The 18,658-nt window shown below is 61.4% G+C and carries 12 protein-coding genes; all 12 read left to right on the forward strand.

The window, feature by feature from the left end; genetic code table 11:
• The first annotated feature begins 18 nt into the window (after window positions 1–18).
• The 12 genes from BW979_RS18460 to BW979_RS18515 all read left to right on the forward strand — a co-directional run bounded on the left by BW979_RS18460 (window position 19) and on the right by BW979_RS18515 (window position 18,646).
• Window positions 19–1,050, forward strand: a complete 1,032-nt coding sequence (locus BW979_RS18460; protein ID WP_047226570.1) for an alpha/beta fold hydrolase — start codon at window positions 19–21, stop codon at window positions 1,048–1,050.
• 11 nt (window positions 1,051–1,061) lie between these two features.
• Complete coding sequence (locus BW979_RS18465) at window positions 1,062–2,027, forward strand: D-2-hydroxyacid dehydrogenase family protein (protein ID WP_076385006.1); 966 nt, start codon at window positions 1,062–1,064, stop codon at window positions 2,025–2,027.
• Window positions 2,028–2,585: 558 nt separating this feature from the next.
• Window positions 2,586–4,157: a glycogen synthase GlgA gene (gene glgA / locus BW979_RS18470; RefSeq protein WP_047226572.1), complete on the forward strand. Its 1,572-nt coding sequence runs from the start codon at window positions 2,586–2,588 to the stop codon at window positions 4,155–4,157.
• A 7-nt stretch (window positions 4,158–4,164) separates the two neighbouring features.
• Window positions 4,165–5,967 carry a malto-oligosyltrehalose trehalohydrolase gene (gene treZ, locus BW979_RS18475; protein WP_047226573.1) on the forward strand — a complete coding sequence of 601 codons (1,803 nt, stop codon included), beginning with the start codon at window positions 4,165–4,167 and terminating at the stop codon, window positions 5,965–5,967.
• Window positions 5,964–8,042 carry a 4-alpha-glucanotransferase gene (malQ, locus tag BW979_RS18480; RefSeq protein ID WP_076385008.1) on the forward strand — a complete coding sequence of 693 codons (2,079 nt, stop codon included), beginning with the start codon at window positions 5,964–5,966 and terminating at the stop codon, window positions 8,040–8,042. Before treZ ends, malQ begins: the two co-directional genes overlap by 4 nt.
• A complete protein-coding gene (locus BW979_RS18485; protein ID WP_076385010.1) occupies window positions 8,039–10,825 on the forward strand; it encodes a malto-oligosyltrehalose synthase in 2,787 nt (928 codons plus the stop codon). Before malQ ends, BW979_RS18485 begins: the two co-directional genes overlap by 4 nt.
• 20 nt (window positions 10,826–10,845) lie before the next feature.
• Window positions 10,846–11,172 (forward strand): DUF2934 domain-containing protein, encoded by a 327-nt coding sequence (locus BW979_RS18490; RefSeq protein ID WP_076385012.1) that lies wholly within the window; start codon window positions 10,846–10,848, stop codon window positions 11,170–11,172.
• Between the two features lie 209 nt (window positions 11,173–11,381).
• Complete coding sequence (gene glgX / locus BW979_RS18495; RefSeq protein WP_047226577.1) at window positions 11,382–13,541, forward strand: glycogen debranching protein GlgX; 2,160 nt, start codon at window positions 11,382–11,384, stop codon at window positions 13,539–13,541.
• 248 nt (window positions 13,542–13,789) lie between these two features.
• Complete coding sequence (locus BW979_RS18500) at window positions 13,790–14,554, forward strand: PIG-L deacetylase family protein (protein ID WP_047226578.1); 765 nt, start codon at window positions 13,790–13,792, stop codon at window positions 14,552–14,554.
• Between the two features lie 182 nt (window positions 14,555–14,736).
• Window positions 14,737–15,537 (forward strand): endonuclease/exonuclease/phosphatase family protein, encoded by an 801-nt coding sequence (locus BW979_RS18505; RefSeq protein ID WP_047226579.1) that lies wholly within the window; start codon window positions 14,737–14,739, stop codon window positions 15,535–15,537.
• Between the two features lie 347 nt (window positions 15,538–15,884).
• Window positions 15,885–16,799, forward strand: a complete 915-nt coding sequence (locus BW979_RS18510; protein WP_076385014.1) for an autotransporter domain-containing protein — start codon at window positions 15,885–15,887, stop codon at window positions 16,797–16,799.
• A 221-nt stretch (window positions 16,800–17,020) separates the two neighbouring features.
• Window positions 17,021–18,646, forward strand: coding sequence for an NADP-dependent glyceraldehyde-3-phosphate dehydrogenase (locus tag BW979_RS18515; RefSeq protein ID WP_047226581.1), 1,626 nt, complete (start codon window positions 17,021–17,023; stop codon window positions 18,644–18,646).
• Window positions 18,647–18,658 lie beyond the last annotated feature (12 nt).

The raw sequence follows: 18,658 nt of genomic DNA on the forward strand, positions 1-18,658 counted from the left end.
GCCCAAAGGAGATTGCCCATGTCGCGTTCCACTGCTCGCTGGTTACCCAGCCTGTTTCTGACGGCCGCCCTGCCGCTGTTCGCCCAGGCCGAAAACCCGCCTGAAGGCCCGGCCTATGGCCCGGAACTCCAAGGCTTCGAATACCCCTACACACTCAAGCACTTCCCCCTTCAGTCCCAGGGCCAATCGTTGCAAATGGGCTACATGGACGTGCCGGCCCAAGGCGAGGTCAATGGCCGCACCGTGGTGCTGATGCACGGCAAGAACTTTTGCGCCGCCACCTGGGGCGACTCGATCAAAACCCTCAGCGAAGCCGGTTACCGGGTCATCGCCCCGGATCAGATCGGTTTCTGTACGTCCAGCAAGCCCGCTCATTACCAGTACAGCTTCCACCAACTGGCAACCAACACCCAGGCCCTGCTCAAGGCTCTCGGGGTGCAGAAAAGCATTGTGCTCGGCCACTCCACCGGTGGCATGCTCGCCACCCGTTATGCCTTGCAGTTTCCCGATCAGGTCGAGCGGCTGGCGATGGTCAACCCCATCGGCCTGGAGGACTGGAAAGCCCTCGGCGTGCCCTACCGTACAGTGGACCAGTGGTACGAGCGCGAACTGAAACTCAGCGCCGACGGTATCCGCAACTACGAGCGCAAGACCTACTATGGTGGCCGCTGGAAACCGGAGTTTGAGCGCTGGGTGGACATGCTGGCCGGGCTGAACAAGGGGCCGGGGCACACGCAAGTCGCGTGGAATTCGGCGCTGATCTACGACATGATCTTCACCCAGCCGGTCTACTACGAATTCAAGGACCTGAAAGTACCGACGCTGCTGCTGATCGGCACCTCCGACACCACCGCCATCGGCAGCGACATCGCGCCGCCGGCCGTGAAAGCCAAACTGGGCCGGTATGAAGTGCTGGGCAAGCAGGTGGCTCAATTGATTCCCCAGTCGACCCTGGTGGAGTTCGCCCATCTGGGGCATGCCCCACAGATGGAAGAGCCGGACCGGTTCCACCAGGCCTTGCTGGGCTGGCTGAACAAACCCATTCCCTGACGAGGTGTTCCATGGCGGTGCAAATAGCAGTCATCGATGATTGGCAGGACGTAGCGCGGGACGTGGTGGACTGGTCGGTGCTCGATAGCATCGGCCAGGTGACATTTATTCATGAGTACCCTGCCGAGCGCGACACCCTCGCCGCGCGCCTGCACCGCTTCGAAGTGATCTGCGTGATGCGTGAACGCACGCCATTCGACGAAGGCCTGCTGCGCCGCCTGCCCAACCTCAAGCTGTTGCTCACCGGCGGCATGCGCAATGCCGCCCTGGACCTCAAGGCAGCCGCCGAACTGGGTATCCAGGTATGCGGCACCGAAAGCTACAAGCACGCAGCCCCCGAGCTGACCTGGGCGCTGATCATGGCCCTGACCCGCAACCTGGTGCAGGAGGCCAATGCCTTGCGCGCCGGGCTATGGCAACAAGGCTTGGGCGGCGACCTGCATGGCAAGACCCTGGCGATCCTCGGCCTGGGCAGCATCGGCACACGGGTAGCTCTGTTCGGCCAGGTCTTCGGCATGCGGGTGATCGCCTGGAGCCAGAACCTCACCGCTGAACGGGCCGCAGAAGTGGGTGTGACCTACGTGAGTAAACAGCAACTGTTCGAACAGGCTGACATTCTCTCGGTGCATCTGGTACTCAGCGAGCGCTCCCGCGGTTTGGTGGACGCCCAGGCGCTGGGCTGGATGAAACCCCAGGCGCTGTTGGTCAATACCGCACGCGGTCCAATCGTCGATGAAGCCGCCCTGATCGACGCCCTGCGCGACAAACGCCTGGCCGGTGCCGCCCTGGACGTCTTCGCCGAGGAACCCTTGCCATCCGACCACCCGTTCCGATCCCTGGAAAATCTACTGGCCACACCGCACGTGGGTTACGTCACCCGGAACAATTATCAGAAGTTCTATTCCTTGATGATCGAAGACCTGCAAGCCTGGGCGGCCGGCAAACCGATCCGCCTGTTGACCCCCACTGGCGACTGAACACGTTTTAAGTGGGAGCAAGCCTGCTCCCACAGAAACAGCGTATTTCCGGGCCAACAATGGCCACTAAAATGCCTCTATTTCACCCGCCCCCTGATGGTGCATCGCGCCATTGCATCGCGCACGCCGATGAAACACCCCCATTCCCATACACCCATTACGTTTCCAGAAACTGCACTTCGTCGGTGCGTATCCCGCTTTGTCGTGTAAGACATTGCCGCCAACAAAGCTGATTGTCGGACAATTCGACGAAGCGCGCCGCACCGCTCTAGGTTCTGACCTAGACTGCCAAACCGGGGAGAAAACCGACCGGTCGTCCAGACGAAAAAAAGTGGAAACTTTTCGCAACGGCGACGGGTCAGGTTAGAGGTAGGGCAACAACGGCTGGTGCAGTCCTTGCAAGTCCTTGAAGCAGCCCCTTCACCTGATTCGCTTAACCGCATTGGGCAGCGCTTTGCTTACCTTGCGTAGCGCTTGTGCGCCTGGCCGCAGGATTCGGCCAATGAAACAACAGCTCTGGCGCTTGCCGGAAACAGATCGAGAAAATGGGAGAAAGTTATGATCAGTGCTGCCTTGGAACCACAGCAAGTCCGTTCTCAACTTCCGCTGGCGACTGACTCGCCGACGGCACCGGTGCTGGCCACCGGCGGCAAGGCACTGCTCCCGGTCGTCAGGCAGAATCCCAATCGCAAGAAGGTATTGTTCGTAACCTCGGAAATTGCCGACCTGGTCAAAACCGGCGGCCTGGGCGATGTTTCTTCCGCCCTGCCCCGGGCCATGGCCGGCCTGCATGACGTGCGAGTGCTGATCCCCGGTTACCCGCAGGTGATGAACAGCGGCAACCCGATCCACATCATCGGTGAACTGGGCGGCCACGCCGCGCTGCCGCCCTGCAAGATCGGGCGCATGGACATGGCCGACGGCCTGGTGATCTACGTACTGATCTGTCCGGAACTCTTTGCCCGTGAAGGCTCACCCTACGGGGCCAACAACGGTCGCGACTGGCCCGACAACCACATTCGCTTCGCCCGGCTGGGCCTGGCCGCAGCTGATATCGCCGCCAACCTCGCCCAAATCCACTGGTGCCCCGATCTGGTCCACGCCCATGACTGGCCGGCCGGTCTGGCGCCGGCCTATATGCACTGGCGTGGGCAACGCACGCCTACCCTGTTCACCATTCACAACCTGGCATACCAGGGCGTAGTGAGCCTGGCCTCATGCCCGGAGCTGGGTATCCCGGAGCACGCGCTGCAGCAGGAAGGCATGGAGTTCTACGGCAAGTTGTCGTTTCTCAAGGCCGGCATGGCCTACTCCAGTCATATCACCACGGTCAGCGCCACCTACGCCCAGGAAATCACTACCCCGGCATTCGGTTGCGGGCTCGACGGTTTTCTTGCGGCTAAAACACAACAAGGCCTGCTCAGCGGCATTCCCAATGGCATCGATGAGAGTTGGGACGCGGCCACCGATACGCACTTGTTCCGCCAGTTCGCCATGGGTGACTGGGAAGGCAAAGCCGTGAACGCGGCTCATGTACGCGATCTGTTTGGTCTAGACGACTCCAGCGGCCCGCTGTTCGCCGTGGTTTCGCGCCTGGTGTACCAGAAAGGCCTGGACCTGACCGAAGCCGTCGCCGAGTTCATCGTCGAATCCGGGGGCCAGATCGCGATCATCGGTCGCGGCGAACCGGAGGAAGAGCAAGCCATGCGTGAACTGGCGCTGCGTTTTCCCGGACGGATCGGTGTACGCATCGGCTTCAACGAAACCGACGCGCGGCGGATGTTCGCCGGCAGCGACTTTCTGCTGATGCCTTCACGCTACGAGCCCTGCGGCTTGAGCCAGATGTACGCCCAGCGCTTCGGCTCGCTGCCGGTGGCACGCAATACCGGCGGGCTGGCGGACACCATCGAAGACGGCATCACCGGCTTCCTGTTCGATGAGTCCACCGCCGAAAGTTACAAACAGGCATTGAGCCGGGCCTTCAAGGTCTTCGAGTTCCCTGACCTGCTCAACGCGATGCGCTGCCGGGCTATGTCAGCGCCATTCAACTGGTGCAAGGCCGTGGAACCCTACGCCGAACTCTATGAACAGCTAGTGGCCAAGTCACTGGGTAAATCGGCCAGACAATGAGGTAACAATGCCGTCAAGGACGCCTGAAACCTGGACCCATGGCGCGGTCATGCTCGATGCCGAGCACACCCGCTTCGCCCTCTGGGCCCCGGATGCTTTTTTTGTGAGTGTCGAGCTCGACACTGGAGATTCAATACCGCTACTGCCCCAGGCCGATGGCTGGTTCATGATCCAGACCCGTTGCCCCGCCGGCACTCGTTATCGCTACAACATCGACGGCGAACTGGAGGTTCCCGACCCGGCGTCCCGCGCCCAGGCCGGTGACATTGACCGCCACAGCGTGGTGGTCGACCCTCATGCTTACCGATGGCGCCATACCCAATGGTCCGGGCGCCCCTGGCATGAAGCTGTGATCTATGAGTTGCACGTCGGCGCCCTCGGTGGTTTCCAAGGCGTCGAACAGCACCTGGCGCGCCTGGCTGGATTAGGGGTAACCGCCATCGAACTGATGCCGCTGTCGCAGTTTCCCGGTGACCGTAACTGGGGCTACGACGGCGTCCTGCCCTACGCTCCCCAGGCCTCCTACGGCACGCCGGAACAGCTCAAGCACTTGATCGACAGCGCCCACGGCCACGGGCTGGCGGTGATTGTGGACGTGGTCTACAACCATTTCGGCCCCGACGGCAATTATCTGCACCGTTACGCAAAAGGTTTTTTCCGCGAAGACAAGCACACCCCCTGGGGCGCGGCAATTGACTTCCGGCGCCGCGAGGTGCGGGACTTCTTTATCGACAATGCGCTGATGTGGCTGCTGGAATACCGTTTCGACGGACTGCGCCTGGACGCCGTGCATGCGATCGAAGATCCGGATTTTCTCCAGGAACTGGCCGCCAGGGTGCGCGAACAGGTAGATCCGGTTCGGCATGTCTGGTTGACCGTGGAAAACGAACACAACCAGGCCAGCCTGCTGGAGCACGGCTATGACGCCCAGTGGAACGATGACGGGCACAACGCCCTGCACGTGCTGCTGACCGGCGAAACCGACGCCTATTATGCTGACTATGCCCAAGAGCCGACGGAACAATTGGCACGCTGCCTCAGCCAGGGCTTTGTCTTCCAGGGCCATATCAACCGCCACGGCGAGCCCCGGGGCGAACCCAGCGGTCACCTGCCCCCCAGCGCCTTCGTGCTGTTTCTGCAGAACCACGATCAGATTGGCAACCGGGCACTGGGTGAACGCCTGCACCAACTGGCCCCGCCTCAGGCCGTGCAAGCGGCGACGGTCTTGTTGCTGTTGTCGCCGATGATTCCGCTTCTGTTCATGGGCGATGAAGTAGCCGCCCGGCAACCCTTCCTGTTTTTCACCAGCCATCACGGCGAGCTGGCGGAGCTGGTTCGTGAGGGTCGGCGCAACGAGTTCAAGGCGTTCAGTGCCTTTGCCGATCCCGAAAAGCGTGAGCGCATCCCGGATCCTAACGCGGCTGATACCTTCGAGGTGTCGAGGCCTGAGCTGGAGGCGCAGCACGCTGAGCAACTAGCCAGTGAAACACTCTATCGACAACTGCTGAAAATCCGCCGTGAAGTGATCGTCCCGCGCTTGCCCGGAGCCCAGGCCTTGGACGCCGAAGTGCTGGGCCATGGCGCAGTCAGCGCACGCTGGCGCATGGGCGACGGCAGCGTGTTGCGCATTGACCTGAACCTCAGCGATCAGCCGGTCAAGCATACCGCTCAAGAAGAGGCCGAGATTCTTTTCGAACATCCGCAGCACGCCATGGGTCTGTTGCAGCAAGGGGCCCTGGCGCCCTACAGCGCGCTGGTCAGTCTGACGCACGCGGCAAACTTGCCCAACATCACTGGAGAGCGCCTATGAGCGATGCGCAACTGGAAATTCTCGCCGGCCGAGCGGGCCTGGCGGTGGACTGGATCGACGCCAACGGCCGGGCGCAGAAAGTCTCGCCCGCCGTCTTGCGTTCAGTCCTCATCGGTCTGGGCCATCCAGCCGGGACCGCCCAGGAAATCGACGCCAGTCTGCTGCAATTGCAGCAGGACCAACAGAATCATCAATTGCCACCGCTGATCACCGCCGATGTCGGCGCCAGCGTGGATCTGAGCCGCTACTTCGAAGCCGCCACGCCCTGCGAAATCCAGCTCGAGGATGGTGCCACACTGAACCTGAAACTCGACGCCGACGCCAGGTTGCCGGGGATGGTCCCGGTGGGTTACCAGCACGTCAGCATCCAGGACCAGCATTTCATCCTGGCGGTCGCGCCAGCACATTGCTATAGCGTGGCCGATGCGGTGGATAATCCGACGCCCCGCGCCTGGGGCCTGAGCGCGCAGTTATATGCGCTGCGCCGCCCCGGCGACGGAGGTTTCGGTGACACCCAGGCCCTGGAGGAGTTGGTACGGGTCGCCGGCGAGCGCGGTGCCGACGCCCTGGCGATCAGCCCGATGCACGCGATGTTCAGCAGCGACACCGGCCGTTACAGCCCCTATTCACCGTCCAGCCGGCTCTTCCTCAACAGTCTCTATGCCGCGCCGGGCACCGTTCTCGGCGAACGCGCGCTACGCGCGGCCATTGACGCCACCGGTTTGACCAACCAACTGCGCAACCTGGAAGAACAACCGCTGGTGGATTGGCCCGTGGCGGCCCAGGCCAAGCAGAAAGTCCTGCGCGCCCTTTACGACGGCTTCAGCCAGGGCGAGCATCCATTGCATGAGGATTTCAGCAGTTTCCGCCACACCAGCGGCGAACCCCTGGAGAATCATTGCCGCTTCGAAGCCCTGCAGGCCGAACGTGCGGCTCGGGGAGAGAGCCTGGACTGGCGCCATTGGCCCGAAGAATGGCGCAACCCGCGTAGTTCGACGTTGGCGCACTTTGCCGAGGAGAACGCCGACGAAATCGGCTTCTACGCGTTTTGCCAGTGGCTGATTACCCGGTGCCTGGAGCGCGTCCAGAGCGCGGCTAAATCCAGCGGCATGGGCATTGGCCTGATCGCTGACCTGGCAGTAGGCGCCGATGGCGGAGGCAGCCAGGCCTGGAGTCGGCAGGATGAACTGCTCGCCTCGTTGACCGTGGGCGCACCGCCGGACATCCTCAACCGCTCCGGCCAAGGCTGGGGCATCTCGGCATTCTCGCCAGAGGGGTTGGTACGCAATGGTTTTCGCGCGTTCATTGAGATGCTACGGGCCAACTTCGCCCACGCCGGCGGCTTGCGCATCGATCATGTGATGGGCTTGCAGCGCCTGTGGGTGATCCCCAACGACGCCCCGCCCAGCGATGGCGCCTACCTTTATTATCCGGTGGACGACCTGCTGCGTCTGCTGGCCCTTGAATCCCATCGCCATCAAGCCATCGTCCTGGGCGAAGACCTCGGCACCGTGCCCGACGGGCTTCGCGAGAAGCTCAGCGCCCGGTCGATCCTCGGCATGCGCGTGCTGTTGTTCGAACAGGACAATACCCACTTCAAACCCATCCTCGACTGGCCGGACAATGCCCTGGCCACGACCAGTACCCATGACTTGCCGACCCTCAATGGCTGGTGGCACGGTCATGATATCGACTGGAACGCCCGGTTGGACCTGATCGACTCCCACACCGAGATGGACTGGCGCAAACACCGCGAGCGTGAACGCGAAGGCCTGAGCAATGTGTTGAATCAGGACCCGCAGAACTTTCGTGAAGAACACCTGGATACCGACGAGATCCTCGACGCCAGTGTGCGTTTCCTCGGACACACCCGTGCGCCGCTGGTGTTGCTGCCGCTCGAAGACGCCCTAGGCATCGACGAACAGGCCAACCTGCCTGGCACCACCGATACCCACCCCAACTGGCGGCGTCGCCTGGCGTGTGACAGCCAGGTGCTGCTGGATGACCCGGGCGCCGCCCGGCGTCTGGAAATCCTCGCCTGCGCAAGGCTTCAGGCGAACGAGCGTGACCGATGAATCAGACGTTGATCCAACCATTGCGGGCGACCCTTCGCCTGCAATTTCATAAAGGCTTCACCCTGGACGATGCCATCCCCCAGGTGCCGTACTTCGCATCGTTGGGCATCAGCCATATTTACGCCTCGCCACTACTCAAAGCCCGCGCCGGCTCCATGCATGGCTACGATGTGGTCGATCCGACCCAGGTGAACCCGGAACTGGGCGGCGAAGCGGCGCTTCGACGCCTGGTCGCCAGCCTGCGTGAGCACCGGATGGGGTTGATTCTCGATGTCGTGTCCAACCACATGGCCGTCGGCGGCAATGACAATCCCTGGTGGCAGGACCTGCTGGAATGGGGACGTTTGAGCCCCTTCGGCGAGTTTTTCGATATCCAGTGGCATTCTCCCGACCCCTTGATGGAGGGCCAACTGTTGCTGCCGTTTTTAGGCAGCGACTACGGAGTGGCCTTGCAGGAAGGCACCCTGAAGTTACGCTTCGATGCCACACAAGGCAGCTTCCTGGCCGAGCATTACGAGCATCACTTCCCTATCTGCCCCATGCAGTACGGCGAATTACTCAAACCTGCCGAAACGCTGCCATCCGAACAGGCCGAATCCCTCAAGGCGTTGGCCGAGCGTTTTACCACGCTGAACTACCAGACCGACGCCCATACCCTGGCCCGACCGCTGCAGCAGCAATTGCAAGAGCTGGCCAGCCAGCCAGGTATCCAGGCCACCATCGAAGAGAACTTGCGCGCCTACGACTCCCGGCAACCCGAGGGGTTCGAGCGTCTGCATCAATTGCTGGAGCGCCAGAGCTACCGGCTCGCCAGTTGGCGCACGGCGGCGGACGACATCAACTGGCGGCGCTTTTTCGACGTCAATGAGCTGGGTGGCCTGCGGGTCGAGCGCCCCGCGGTGTTCGAAGCCACCCACGCCAAAATTTTCGAATTGATCGCCGAAGGATTGGTGGACGGCTTGCGGATCGACCACATCGACGGTCTTGCCGATCCTCGCGGCTACTGCCGCAAATTGCGCAGGCGTCTTGATTCGCTTTCGCCCTCGCGGCACCTGCCCATTTTCATTGAGAAAATCCTCGGCGATGGCGAGAGCCTGCGTCGGGACTGGAACATCGACGGCAGTACCGGTTACGAGTTCATGAACCAGATCTCGTTGCTGCAGCATGACCCGGCCGGTGCCGAACCCCTTGCCGAGTTCTGGAGTCGCCACAGCGAGCGACCGGCGCACTTCATCGAAGAAGCGCATCTGGCCCGTCAACAGATTCTCAATGGTTCCCTGGCCGGAGACTTCGAAAGCGTCGCCCAGGCCCTGTTGCAAGTCGCGCGGGACGACGTGATGACCCGTGACCTGACCCTCGGCGCCATTCGCCGCGCGTTGCAGGAACTGATCGTGCACTTCCCGGTGTACCGCACCTACATCAACCCGCTCGGCCGCTCCAACGAAGACGATGTGTTTTTTCGTCAGGCCCTGGAAGACGCCCGACAGACCCTCAGCGAAGCCGACTGGCCGGTGCTCGACTACCTGGCCGACTGGCTCGGCGGGATGCCCTGGCGGGATCGCCCACGGGGTGGTCAGCGCAAACGGCTGCGCCATGCTTGCGTGCGCTTCCAGCAACTGACCTCGCCAGCCGCCGCCAAGGCCGTGGAAGACACGGCGCTTTATCGTTCGGCAGTACTGCTGTCGCGCAATGACGTGGGCTACAACACCGAACGGTTCAGCGCCCCGCCGCAAGCGTTTCATGACGCCTGCCTCGAACGGCTGGAGCATTTCCCTGACAACCTGATGACCACCGCCACCCATGACCATAAGCGCGGCGAAGACACCAGGGCGCGGCTGGCGGTCATCAGCGAACGAGCTGATTGGTACATGGCGTGCGTGGACCAGTGGCGCATTCTTGCGCCATCGCTGCACAGCGACCCCGCCGCTCCTTCAGCCGGCGATGAACTAATTCTGTACCAGGCGCTACTGGGAAGTTGGCCGCTAGACCTGGATGTGCACGACCACACGGCACTGGCCGACTACAACGAGCGCATGTGGCAATGGCAACGCAAGGCTTTGCGCGAAGCCAAGTTGCAAAGCAGTTGGTCGGCCGTCAACGACGCTTATGAGCAGGCGACCCAACTGTTCCTGGAGCGGCTGTTGCTCGGTGATGAGGGGCTGCCCCTGCGCAACGCCATCGCCGAGGCGGTCCAGGTCATCGCCCCGGCGGGCGCCCTCAACAGTTTGGCGCAAACCTTGCTGCGCATGACTGTGCCTGGTGTACCGGACCTGTACCAGGGTAATGAGTTCTGGGATTTCAGCCTGGTGGATCCGGACAACCGCCGCCCGGTGGATTTCCTGGCGCGCCGCGAGGCAATGCAAACACCAGGCACCCCAGCGCAACTGGTAAGCACTTGGCGCGATGGCAGGGTCAAGCAAGCGTTGATCGCCAGGACACTGGCCGTACGCACCGAACACTTGCAGCTGTTCCAGCAAGGCCGCTATCAGCCATTGCAAGTGGTTGGCGCGCAGGCCGAACGGGTCCTGGCCTTTATGCGTGAGCATGAGCAACAACGGGCAATCATAGTGGTACCGATCCATGCAGCTCGCCTGCTGGAAAACGGTGCCGTGCCGCTGGTGGCTGCATCGGACTGGGGCGACACCCGCGTATCACTACCGTTTGCCCGTGGGGATGAAAAACTGAAGGGACTTTTTTCCAGCGCGGCAGTCACACCCCAAAGGGAGCTGATGGTCAGCGACGCGCTGGGGGATTTCCCGGTCAATGTCTTTATCCAATCTTGAGTTCAGTCAGGAGCACTGCGATGAGTACCGACGATAAACGCATTCGTGAATTCGCCTATCAGATCTGGGAATCCGAGGGTAAGCCTGCCGGGCAGGAAAAACGCCACTGGGAGATGGCTCGCAAACTTGCCGAGGCCGAAGCCCTGGCACCGAGCAAACCCGCCAAGGCCGCCGGTAAACCAGCGGCGAGCAAGCCTGCCGCGACCAAGAGCACCGCAGCCAAGCCTGCCACGAAAAGCACTACGCCCAAGGCCAAGCCTGCAGCCAAACCTGCCGCTGTCAGCACCTCGGCGGAAAAACCTGTGGAGAAAAAGCCACGAGCGCCGCGCAAGCCGCCGGCTAACTGATCCATACCTGACATCCGCCTCAAGGGCATGCGCCCCCGTGCTGACAAGGGCGCGTGCTGACGCCACACCAGGCCGACGCCTGGATGCGCGGTGTCCATCAATGGTGCCGCTAGGCGGCACAGCGGGAGCAAGCTGCCTCGCCACAGTGAAACGAATAGATTTTAAGTGAACAGCATTGCCGTATCTGTCTGTCTTTTGCAGGAGCAACTATGACCCATCCAAAAAACACTACGCCGCCGCCCGTTATCGAGGCTTCGCGGATTCGTGAAGGGCTGCCTTTCCCGCTGGGTGCGACGTGGGATGGCCTGGGGGTCAATTTCGCGCTGTTCTCAGCGAACGCCACCAAGGTTGAACTGTGCATTTTCGATGATACCGGCGAAGTCGAGCTCGAGCGTATCGAGCTGCCGGAGTACACCGACGAGATTTACCACGGCTATCTGCCTGACGCCCATCCGGGGATGATCTATGGCTACCGGGTCTATGGCGCTTACGACCCGGAGAATGGCCACCGCTTCAACCCCAACAAACTGCTGATCGACCCCTACGCCAAGCAACTGGTCGGCGAGCTGAAGTGGTCCGAGGCACTGTTTGGCTACACCATCGGCCACCCGGACGGCGACCTGAGTTTCGATGAACGCGACAGCGCGCCCTTCGTACCCAAATGCAAAGTCATCGACCCGGCCCACACCTGGGGCAACGACCAGCGTGTCAGTGTGCCGTGGGACAAGACCATCCTGTATGAAACCCATGTTCGCGGCATCAGCATGCGTCACCCCTCGGTCCCGGAAAACCTGCGAGGCACCTTCGCCGGATTGATGGTGGACGATGTGCTCGAACACATCCGCAAGCTGGGTGTTTCATCGGTGGAGCTGCTGCCCGTCCACGCGTTCGTCAATGACCAGCACCTGCTGCACAAGGGCATGACCAACTACTGGGGCTACAACAGCATTGCCTTCTTCGCCCCGGACCCGCGTTACCTGGCCAGCGGCAAAATCGCCGAATTCAAGGAGATGGTTGCGCACCTGCACGAGGCCAACCTGGAAGTCATCCTCGACGTGGTCTACAACCACACCGCTGAAGGCAACGAGCAAGGCCCTACCCTGTCCATGCGCGGCATCGACAATGCCTCGTACTACCGGCTGATGCCGGATGACAAACGCTACTACATCAACGATTCCGGCACCGGCAACACCCTGGACCTGAGTCACCCGTGCGTGCTGCAGATGGTCACCGACTCCCTGCGCTACTGGGCCACGGAGATGCACGTCGACGGCTTCCGTTTCGACCTGGCGACTATTCTGGGTCGATACCACGATGGCTTCGACGAGCGCCACAGTTTCCTCGTCGCCTGTCGCCAGGACCCAGTGTTGCGCCAGGTGAAAATGATCGCCGAGCCGTGGGATTGCGGCCCTGGTGGTTATCAGGTGGGTGGGTTCCCGCCAGGCTGGGTGGAGTGGAACGACAAATTCCGCGACACGGTGCGCGCATTCTGGAAAGGCGACGACGGCCAACTCGCCGACTTTGCCAGCCGCATGACCGCCTCCGGCGAGATGTTCAACCAGCGCGGTCGTCGCCCATACGCCTCGGTGAACTTCGTAACCGCCCACGACGGTTTTACCCTGCACGACCTGGTGTCGTACAACGACAAACACAATGAAGCCAACGACGAAAACAATCAGGACGGCAGCAACAACAACCTGTCCTGGAACCATGGCGTCGAAGGCCCGACAGACGATCCTGAGATCAATGAACTGCGTCAGCGACAGATGCGCAACTTCTTTGCGACCTTGCTGCTGGCCCAGGGCACGCCGATGATCGTCGCTGGCGATGAGTTCGCTCGGACCCAGCACGGCAACAACAACGCCTATTGCCAGGACAGCGAGATCGGCTGGGTCAATTGGGACCTCAGTGAGGATGGCGAGGCGCTGCTCAAGTTCGTCAAGCGTCTGATCAAACTGCGCCTGACCTACCCGATCCTGCGGCGCGGGCGGTTCCTGGTGGGCAATTACAACGAAGACCTGGGCGTCAAGGATGTCACCTGGCTGGCCCCCGATGGCAGCGAGATGACCACCGAGCAATGGCACGACGGCCACGGTCGGTGCCTGGGCATGCTGATGGACGGGCGCGCCCAGGAAACCGGTATTCGTCGCAAGGGTGGCAACGCGACCCTGCTTCTGGTGGTCAATGCCCATCACGACATCGTCAACTTCCGCCTGCCGGAAGTGCCCGAAGGCAGTTTCTGGACATGCATGGTCGACACTAACCAGCCGAAGGTGCGTGGCCAGGAGCGTTTCGATTTTGACTACGAATACTCCGTCACCGGCCGCTCGCTGTTGTTGTTCGAGTTGCAACGTGAGGAGGAGGAATAAACCTTCGATAAACGGGTGAAAAAACACAACCGCAGGGACGCGGTTTGTTCACCCGCTTAGTCCCCGCGCAGAAAAACAGCATTCGCAACAACATGGGGCGCGACGAATCGCCCAACATGATCAATACTTGGCGAGCGGTAGATTCCAGGATCGGAACATCGCCGCTCGCAGTCAGGCCCTGGTGGGCACCACCGGGCAATCGGCCCGGTGCATGGCTGAAAGATTGAATACAAACAGGGACGTCTCTCATGAAACTCGCTTCTCGCTTGCCAGGTCGACAGCATCCGCAAATATGGAACAGCGCCCCCCAGCTGGCCGACATTCCCATCATCAGTACCCAGACCCTCATTCCCGCTGGCGCACGCGCCGTCATCCTTGCTCCGCATCCGGGTGATGAGGTCGGTGCCTGTGGCGGTCTGCTCCAGTTGCTGAGCAATCTGGGTCATCCCATCTTGCTGATCTCGGTCACCGACGGCAGCATCAGCCATCCCGGCTCACCGCTGTGGACCGATGAGCGCCAGCATGCCTACCGCCCCCATCCCCAGGAAAGCGTGGACGCCCTGCATCGCCTTGGGGTACCGGCCCGTGGCATGCAGTGGGTGCGCGGTGGTTTTCCGGAAAAAACCCTCGCCGACCATGAGGCTCAACTGAGCGCTTTCATCGCTCGGTACTTGAAGCCGGGCGACGTTGTGTTCAGTACCTGGCGCAAGGATGGTGACAGCGACCATGATGCCGTTGGCCGCGCCGGGGCCCTGGCCGCCGAAAGCATTGAGGCGGTGTTCATTGAGCTGCCGGTGTGGGCCTGGCACTGGCCGGTCCGTGAGCAAAACAAGATCCCTTGGCACCGGGCCCGCAAGCTGCGCCTGGATATCTGGACCACCGCCCGCAAACGGCACGCCATGCACGCCTACGCCAGCCAACTCAACGGTGAGCCCGCCAGCGGCATCGCACCGTTGGTGCCACGGGTCATTCTTGATCGCATGGGTTTGCCCTATGAAATTGTGTTCATCTGACCACCGCCAATCCAGTGTGAGGCATGTCACAAAAGCGATGCCCCCTACCCTGTGGGAGCGAGCCTGCTCGCGATAACGGTGGCTCAGCGGGTGACGTGATTGACCTGGCAACGGGGAAAAATCCGGAACTGCGGCAGCCACCATAAGTCGCATGAACAGGTACGTCTGATTCAGGAGTGAACGTGACTGGCGATCCCAACCGGCAAGCCGCCGAATCAACGCCTTTGGACACGCCCGCGGCGGTCCATCGGCTACGGGTTCTGACGGTCAATACCCACAAGGGTTTTACCGCCCTCAACCGTCGTTTCATACTGCCCGAGCTGCGTGAAGCGGTACGCAGCACCGGTGCCGACCTGGTGTTCCTGCAGGAAGTGCTGGGCGAACACGACCGCCACGCTTCGCGCTACGAGAACTGGCCGCCAATGTCCCAGTACGAGTTCCTCGCCGACAGCATGTGGAGCGATTTTGCCTACGGTCGTAACGCGGTGTATCCCGATGGCCATCATGGCAATGCCTTGCTGTCCAAATACCCGATCCGTGAGTTTCGAAACCTCGACGTTTCCATTACCGGTCCCGAGCGGCGCGGACTGCTGCATTGCGTGCTGGACGTACCCGGTCATGCCGAGGTCCACGGAATCTGCGTGCACCTGAGCCTTCTGGAAAGCCATCGCCAGTTGCAGCTCAAATTGCTCTGCCAATTGCTGGATTCGTTGCCCGAAGACGCCCCGGTGATCATCGCCGGTGATTTCAACGATTGGCAGTTGCGCGGCAATACCGCCCTCGCTCGTCGCCAATACCTGCACGAAGCCTTCGAGCACCACCACGGTCGTCCGGCGAGGACCTACCCGGCGCGTTTCCCCCTGCTGCGTCTGGACCGCATTTACCTGCGCAACGCCACCAGCCATGCCCCGCAAATCCTGGGCAGCAAACCCTGGACACACCTGAGCGATCACCTGCCGCTTTGCGTGGAAGTGCATTTGTGAGGCCAAACACTGCGCGACACCCGGCGTACGAATCAAATGGTGAGTCGATGAACCAGAGGGGTTGAAACGGTTGATTGACGTCAATTCACCGATCTAGATAACCGAAAAAAATCAGTTATTTATTGGCACTGATTTCAGTTTGCCATTCATCGTTCATTTTCTTGACGCGACGGCACCGGTCTTCTTGACTACAACGTACTACCCCCGGAAATACAGTCAGGGGCAAGCCTCGGAACCCCGCTACAGCGGACGGCCCGAGGTTTGCCTCAATCCATTCGGTCGCCCCTCGTTCGGGGTAGGAGAGACGCCATAAGCGAGAAACGCATGCGATTGCAAGGCAGGCCCCCATGAAAACTTCCCTCCGTCCACAAGAGATCACTACCACTTTCTACACAATCTCGACTTCGTTGTTACTGTGTTCGTCCATGGAGGTATGGGCCTGGCCCGCCGAGCAGACGTCGCAACCCTGGTATGACCGAACACAGTCCGACAGCCAGGGCGCCGCCTCCATAAACGCTGACCCCACCTCCAGCAAGAGCCCCGCCCTCTTCACCTTGCGAAACGACAGCGGCCACACCCAACGCGTGGGCCTGATCAGTGGACAGAACCAGGTCATCACCCGCGTCAATGGCACGCTGGTGACTCCGGCCATGGCCGAGCCCGGCAAAGAAGCACTGAACCTGCAAGGCACCCATCTGGGCGCGTACTGGAGCCTGACCGGTCCGGCAGGCTGGCATGTGGATCTGAGTGCCAGCGGCGGGCGCGTCAACGGTTACAGCCGCACCGAGCAAGGCCAGCGTCAGGCCGCTGAAGGCAATGCCGTCACGTTGTCGGTCGAAGGCGGTTTTCCCATCGGTATCAGCGACCATTGGGTGGTCGAACCCCAGGCGCAACTGATCAACCAGCGCATCACCCTTGACAACCCCAATGCCGAGAACGGCTCCGGCAACGAACTGAGCACCTGGAGCGGGCGCGTCGGGGCACGCCTCAAAGGGACGTATCAGGTCAACGGCCTGGGCGTGGAACCCTACGTGCGCACCAACCTTTGGCACACGGTCCAGAGTGCCGACACCTTGACCCTGGACAAAGTCGACAAGATCAGCAGCAGCCGCAAATCTTCCACCGTCGAGGTAGGGCTGGGGTTGGTGGCGCGGGTTACACCGGTGGTGAGCCTCTACATCAGCGCTGACTACAGCAGCGACGTCGACGACAACGACCTCAACGGGCTGATCGGCAGCCTGGGGGTACGGATGCGTTGGTAAACCAGCGCTTCAGGGCGGGTCGCAGCCATGTGTTGGCGACTCGCCATGCCAACCGACAATGAGTCCAGCCTGCCCGCCTCCACACCTGCCTGACGCCGATAAAATCCTGTCCCTCGCCCCCCGGCACTTAAAACGCACCGCCATTTGGGCGTATAACCCTAAAAGCGATTTACGCCTGAAAGCCGTCAGCCCATGGCTCATTTCATTGATGGAGTAACGACATGACCCAAGCCAACCTCTTCGCCAACCTGTTTCCCAGCGCTGCCGATATTCCGCAGGCCTACCGCCTCGAGGGACAGATCGAGCAGCGCGAATACCTGATCGATGGCGTGCTGCAAACCTGGCAAGGGCCGCTGGCAGTTGTTCGCAGCCCGGTGTACCTGGCAGGCCCGCAGGGGGACGAACAAGTGATACTGGGCAGCACGCCGCTGCTGGATGCACAGACCGCGCTCACCGCCCTGGACGCGGCCGTCCGCGCGTATGACCGCGGCCAGGGCCAGTGGCCAACGATGCGCGTTGCAGAACGCATCCGCCATGTGGAGGCGTTCCTGGCGCGCATGCGCGAACAACGCGAGGCGGTGGTCAAGTTGCTGATGTGGGAAATCGGCAAGAATCTCAAGGACTCCCAAAAAGAATTCGACCGCACCTGCGATTACATCGTTGACACCATCAACGCCCTCAAGGAACTGGACCGCCGCTCCAGCCGTTTCGAGCTGGAACAGGATACGCTCGGACAGATCCGCCGCGTGCCGCTGGGCGTGGCCTTGTGCATGGGCCCCTACAACTATCCGCTGAACGAAACCTTCACCACGTTGATTCCGGCATTGATCATGGGCAATACCGTGGTGTTCAAGCCGGCCAAGCTCGGCGTACTGCTGGTGCGGCCGCTGCTGGAGGCATTTCGCGACAGCTTCCCGGCTGGTGTGATCAATGTGATCTACGGCAGTGGCCGGGAAACCGTCAGCGCGCTGATGGCCAGCGGCAAGATCGACATCTTTGCCTTCATCGGCACCAACAAAGCTGCAAGCGATCTGAAAAAACTCCATCCGCGCCCGCACCGTTTGCGTGCCGCCCTGGGCCTGGACGCAAAGAACCCGGGCCTGGTGCTGCCTGATGTGGATCTGGACAACGCCGTCAGCGAGGCGCTGACCGGCTCGCTGTCTTTCAATGGCCAGCGCTGCACGGCATTGAAGATCCTGTTTGTCCACGAAGACCTGGCACCGGCATTCATCGAGAAATTCAACGCCGGGCTGGCCGCCCTGAAACCTGGCATGCCGTGGGAAGATGGCGTGGCACTGACACCGTTGCCCGAAGCGGGCAAGGTCGATTATCTGCAGGCGCTGGTGGCCGATGCCGCCGCCAAAGGTGCGCAGGTGACGAATGAACACGGTGGCGAATCCCGCGGTTCGTTCTTCTATCCGGCCGTGCTCTATCCGGTGAACACTGCAATGCGGGTCTACCACGAAGAACAGTTTGGCCCGGTCGTCCCCATCGTGCCGTACCGGGACCTCAATACCGTGGTCGATTACGTGCTCGAGTCCGATTTCGGCCAACAGTTGAGCATCTTCGGCAACAACCCGGCCGAAGTCGGCAAACTGGTGGACATCTTCGCCAACCAGGTCGGACGCATCAACATCAACGCCCAATGCCAGCGTGGCCCGGACACGTTCCCGTTCAACGGCCGGAAAAACTCGGCCGAGGGCACGTTGTCGGTCCACGATGCGCTGCGCACCTTTTCGATCCGCACGTTGGTGGCGACCAAGTTCCAGGACAGCAACAAGGCGCTGATCAGCGACATCATCCGCGGGCGGGACTCTAACTTCCTGACCACCGACTACATCTTCTGACCCGCGCCGAAC

The organism is Pseudomonas sp. A214 (genome assembly GCF_900156295.1).
Lineage (GTDB): Bacteria > Pseudomonadota > Gammaproteobacteria > Pseudomonadales > Pseudomonadaceae > Aquipseudomonas > Aquipseudomonas rhizophila.

Coding starts and splice junctions, on each gene's coding strand:
- BW979_RS18460 (WP_047226570.1), top strand. CDS start 19: ATGTCGCGTTCCACTGCTCGCTGGTTACCCAGCCTGTTTCTGACGGCC.
- BW979_RS18465 (WP_076385006.1), top strand. CDS start 1,062: ATGGCGGTGCAAATAGCAGTCATCGATGATTGGCAGGACGTAGCGCGG.
- glgA (WP_047226572.1), top strand. CDS start 2,586: ATGATCAGTGCTGCCTTGGAACCACAGCAAGTCCGTTCTCAACTTCCG.
- treZ (WP_047226573.1), top strand. CDS start 4,165: ATGCCGTCAAGGACGCCTGAAACCTGGACCCATGGCGCGGTCATGCTC.
- malQ (WP_076385008.1), top strand. CDS start 5,964: ATGAGCGATGCGCAACTGGAAATTCTCGCCGGCCGAGCGGGCCTGGCG.
- BW979_RS18485 (WP_076385010.1), top strand. CDS start 8,039: ATGAATCAGACGTTGATCCAACCATTGCGGGCGACCCTTCGCCTGCAA.
- BW979_RS18490 (WP_076385012.1), top strand. CDS start 10,846: ATGAGTACCGACGATAAACGCATTCGTGAATTCGCCTATCAGATCTGG.
- glgX (WP_047226577.1), top strand. CDS start 11,382: ATGACCCATCCAAAAAACACTACGCCGCCGCCCGTTATCGAGGCTTCG.
- BW979_RS18500 (WP_047226578.1), top strand. CDS start 13,790: ATGAAACTCGCTTCTCGCTTGCCAGGTCGACAGCATCCGCAAATATGG.
- BW979_RS18510 (WP_076385014.1), top strand. CDS start 15,885: ATGAAAACTTCCCTCCGTCCACAAGAGATCACTACCACTTTCTACACA.
- BW979_RS18515 (WP_047226581.1), top strand. CDS start 17,021: ATGACCCAAGCCAACCTCTTCGCCAACCTGTTTCCCAGCGCTGCCGAT.